This window comes from Sulfurovum sp. bin170 (assembly GCF_010892395.1).
Classification (GTDB): domain Bacteria; phylum Campylobacterota; class Campylobacteria; order Campylobacterales; family Sulfurovaceae; genus UBA1140.
Map to the genome: position 1 here is coordinate 1 of NZ_JAACKB010000282.1, position 4,462 is coordinate 4,462.

General features: G+C 33.3%; 5 protein-coding genes. 4 read left to right on the top strand and 1 reads right to left on the bottom strand.

From position 1 onward, the window contains the following. Window positions 1–198: 198 nt before the first annotated feature. From GSY74_RS06635 to GSY74_RS06650, 4 genes are read left to right on the top strand one after another with little or no spacing between them, the layout of a single operon-like run. Window positions 199–1,545, top strand: coding sequence for a hypothetical protein (locus GSY74_RS06635; protein ID WP_164664319.1), 1,347 nt, complete (start codon window positions 199–201; stop codon window positions 1,543–1,545). Between the two features lie 9 nt (window positions 1,546–1,554). Beyond that, window positions 1,555–2,418 carry a hypothetical protein gene (locus GSY74_RS06640; RefSeq protein WP_164664320.1) on the top strand — a complete coding sequence of 288 codons (864 nt, stop codon included), beginning with the start codon at window positions 1,555–1,557 and terminating at the stop codon, window positions 2,416–2,418. Window positions 2,419–2,432: 14 nt separating this feature from the next. After that, complete coding sequence (locus GSY74_RS06645; protein WP_164664321.1) at window positions 2,433–3,014, top strand: hypothetical protein; 582 nt, start codon at window positions 2,433–2,435, stop codon at window positions 3,012–3,014. 11 nt (window positions 3,015–3,025) lie between these two features. Beyond that, entirely contained in the window at window positions 3,026–4,072 is a 1,047-nt protein-coding gene (locus tag GSY74_RS06650) for a hypothetical protein (protein WP_164664322.1), read from the top strand. Here GSY74_RS06650 and GSY74_RS06655 read toward each other — a convergent pair. Then, window positions 4,069–4,462, bottom strand: a 394-nt coding sequence (locus GSY74_RS06655; RefSeq protein WP_223157492.1) for a hypothetical protein, incomplete at its 5' end; no start/stop codon positions are given. The two genes, GSY74_RS06650 and GSY74_RS06655, sit on opposite strands and share 4 nt — an antisense overlap.

Below are 4,462 nucleotides of genomic sequence, written 5' to 3' on the forward strand. Positions count from 1 at the left end.
ATAAATCAAACAAACCTTGTTAAAGACTCAGATATTACAGGTGGTTCAACTGTAACACAAGGAAGTACACTTATTGAGGGTACAACTGCTGGGTAATCATTTTCCATAACCTACACTAACTTCGGTTAGTGTACTTTTGTAAGTAGATAGAGGGGGAATATCTATTTACAAAAGTAAAAAATCAAAAAGGGAGCGTCGATGAAAAAGATTATAGGTCTATCACTATTAACCATTTTACTTATGGCACAAGAGTCTGTTACCAATTTAAAACTAGAACAGGTCAATAAGATTATCGACTCTACTTTTCATGAAGAGGGGATAAAATCACAAGGAACTGTGGATATAGAGGATGATGCATTTGTGGACAATGTTCATATAGTGCAAAAACCAAGTGGTATTGAGGAGCAACCTGGAAATCTCATTATCGACAGTACCGTCACTAGTGCAGGTACACAAATCCATCAGGGATTAACCCATGTCAAAAGTGGAGCAAAACTTCAAGATGCGAAGCTTGTCTCTGAAAATGAGATAAACAATCTAACAGCTACAGGTGGAGAGTCTTTTGTAACTCAAGGCAACCTCATCGTGGGAGAGGAGTCCAATGTGACAAATATCATTGACAACAGTGGGGGGAATAGCGTTGGTGATGGGACGGCTGATAAGTTTACCATCACGGAGACAAACAAAATCAAAGATACCAATATCAAAAACTCCATCATACACCAAGGGCTAATCACCATCACAGATGGAGCATCCGTAAGCCAACTGGAGATAGAGCAAAAAAACAGTGTGAAACGAACCGATAGCAGTGGAAGCAATGATATTAACTCCTCGACCATCACACAGGGGCTTATAAAAGCAAAAGGTAGTATGCTTAATAGTATTCGTCAAAATATTGATAATGAGATAGACAATCTAAAAATCGATAATAGCCACATAGAGCAGTCATCTATCATCTCTACAGATTCTGACATCAATAGCCTCAACCATAAACTCAATGGATTTAACACCAGTGAGCGTATTAGAAATGAGATAACCAATACCGATATGGAGGATGCTACCATATCACAATCAACGCTCAAAGTAGAGAGCAGTGAAGTGGATGAACTCAATAACTATGATAGAGGGAGTTTGCAAAAGAGCAATCTGATACATACAGCTACCATTGAGAACAATGCAACTCTCTCTCAATCTACTATCGTAGTTAGAGATAGTTCTAGACTTATCAATGTGGAGCTTAAAACCAAAGAGGGGAGTTCACAAGAGGCGATGAATGAGGCAAAAAATGTCGATGTATCTGATAATAGTGCGATATATCAAGATAGACTAGAGCTAGAGAGTGCCACGGTAGAAGATAGCACTTTTAGTAGAGCCAATACGCTTAACTATGTTCAAGTTGAAGATGGCTCTACTCTTTATCAATTTTATACCCATGTAGTGGGTGCAAATATGGATGGAGCCAAATTGGCTGACAAGAGCAGTATTACAGATACATCCATTAATAACTCTGCTGTGGCTCAGAGTTTAACAACAGTCATGGATTAAGGGGAAAAAATGAAACGACTATGTATATTAATTTTTCTGGGTTCACTGGTGGAGGCAGAGAGTGTTATTACAAATCTTACTTTAAATCAAAACAACACAATAAGTAGTAGCAGTAGTATTAAAAATAATAGTAATGTAGAGCAAGGGATTATAGAAGTTTATAATTCAATTATTAGAGATAGTACCTTTACCTTTACCAATAAAATTATTAATAGTAGCAAGATTAAAGACAACTCAAACATTAGACAATCTGCTATTAACCTACAAAATACTTCAACGATTAAAAGTAGCACCATTATACTAGATAACACCATTTCTGATTCAGATATTTATAATACAGATGTAGACCAAAGTATTATTAACTTAAATGATTCTCTTATAGAAAACAGTACTATTAACACTGAAAACATTATTAATAACATAACAACTGGTGGACATAATACCATTATACAAGTAGCTATTGATTTAAGTAATAAATCTATTATTAAAGGCTCTACTTTAACCCTGAAAAACACTATTGATGATGCCTATATTTATAACTCATATATTTCTCAATCAGAATTTATTGCGACTAATGCTTCTATAGTAAATAGTACCATTAAAATAACAAATGAAATTATAGAAGATAGTAAAATTACAGATAACAGTCAATTAATACAAGGAAAGATAACCGTTGCAAGTGGTGTAAAAGTGGAGAATGCAGAAATAACCATAGAGAGTATTTTAAAAAGTACTATAGTAGAAAACAGTGATGTTCAAATTTGTGGTGTTAATATTAACAACGACTATAGTGCAGAACTTTCAGTGACATGCAGTGATACGCTAATAAAAATAGATAAAGCAAATGTAACCATTGGTATGACTACTATTTAACTAAGGAGAAAAAGATGAAAAAAATATTTTTACTAACTACTATGGCTCTGTTAACCATTCATTTATCTGCTGATAGCAGTGATTGGGAACAAGAAGAAGTAAATTTTGAATCTGAAAACAGCACTTTTGAAAAGATGAAGATTAAAAATCGTTCTAAAAAAGAGTATGACGATAAAATTTACAAATACATAAAAGGGGATTACAAAGTAGAAAACAACAATATTGAGTTGGCGACTATTGAGCTTGATGATAGTCTGAAAAACAGAGATATTGAGATTAATGTCCATGTAGAAGACCTACAAGTTGAAGGAGATGGTTATAAAGACTCTATGGATATTAAACAAAATAAATATAAAAATTTTGTACAAAATGATGAGAAAGGGGAATCATTTTTTGATGAAGAGGAGAAAAAGTTTGACAAAGAATCAGATATTGAAGAGAATAGTCTTCAATCCAGTGTAAGGGTTCAAGATTCGAGACAAGTAAAAGTGATAGATGAAGATTTGTCTGAACTAGAGACCATTGATTTAAGAGGAAATAGAGACATTAAAGAGGTCAACGTCTTTATAGAAGATACTAGAATTATTGTAGATTAAAGGAGTATATTGTGTCTATAAAAAGTAAAATTATAATACTATTGTTTATGTTAGCCATGCAAGGATGTGTTGTTGACCAACCAAAATTTACGGTGGAGGAGCAAAAAATAGCGATGCCTATTAACAACACCACCTATTTTACAGGAGCATTTAAAAAACTAAACCAACTTTTGGAGATATATGGTCAACCAAACTATAAATTTCAGGTAAAAACTATTGAGAACATGACATCAGCTAGACAAGCGATGCCAATGGACAGCAAAGCATTTTTGAGAACACCTCTCATCTTGCATATGAACAGACTCTCTCTCTTGGCGTATGAACCTATCTATAATAAATATGAGACACAGACCACTGGCTTTGTTTACTTTCCAGAGATGAAAAAAGTGATGCCTGAGCTGGTCATAAACGGGAGTATCACCCAGTTTGACAAAGGGTATATATCAGAGAGTAGAAACTTTGACCTAGATTTAGAATTTGGTTCAGGTAGAGGTGACACCGATACACGATTTGACCATGACCGTAGTAACTCACTCTCTCAAATCGCTATGGACTTGAATATTTTTAAATACAAAGATAGAAGCTATGTATCAGGTGTAGCCACTCAAAATAAAATCATCATCTCAAGACAGAGAAAAAAGAACCGATTTGGTCTATTTCTAAACGGCTCAGGTATAGGCTATAGTAAATATGCAACCATGCAACAGTCCAAAGATGAAGCGTTGCGTATACTCTCTGAGTATAGCCTTATCCAACTTTTGGGACGACTATATCAAGTTCCTTACTGGACATGTACCACACCTCATATGAAACCTGATATGGAGATTATTGATAAAAAAGTAGCACAGTTTAGTAGTGCAAAAAAAGCTATCAAATTTAAACTAATTGAAAGATTGATTAAATTTTATGGATACAAAGTAGAGACAAATGGAAATATCTCAAAAGAGGAATTTGCAACATTAACCAAGATTTCTAAAAAATACAATTTCAAATCAACAGAAGTTTTATCTGCTGATTTCTATAAAGAACTGTATACCAATTCACCTATATTTAATTAATTGTTTCCAATATAGATACTGCCTTGACTTACTGTTGAGTTATCTATAATGGAATTTTCAATTATATTTTTGTTAGATATTACGATATTATTGACAGATGAACTCTCTATCTGTACAATATTTTGAAAAACATTTGAACCATTTTTGATAATGGAGTTTAAAAGAGTATTGGTTGACTTTATCTCTATATTGGAGATTTGACTACTGCTAATCTTTATATCTGATTGATGAAGATTTGCATCAGATATAATCGTATTACTTAAACTATTAGAAAGATGCTGTGAGAGTAGATGAGATGTATCTATATCACCATTTGCAAAAGCAAAATTGGTTGAGAACAACAAGAAAAAGAGAGAATTTATAGACTTAAACATTTTAATCCTTAATTTA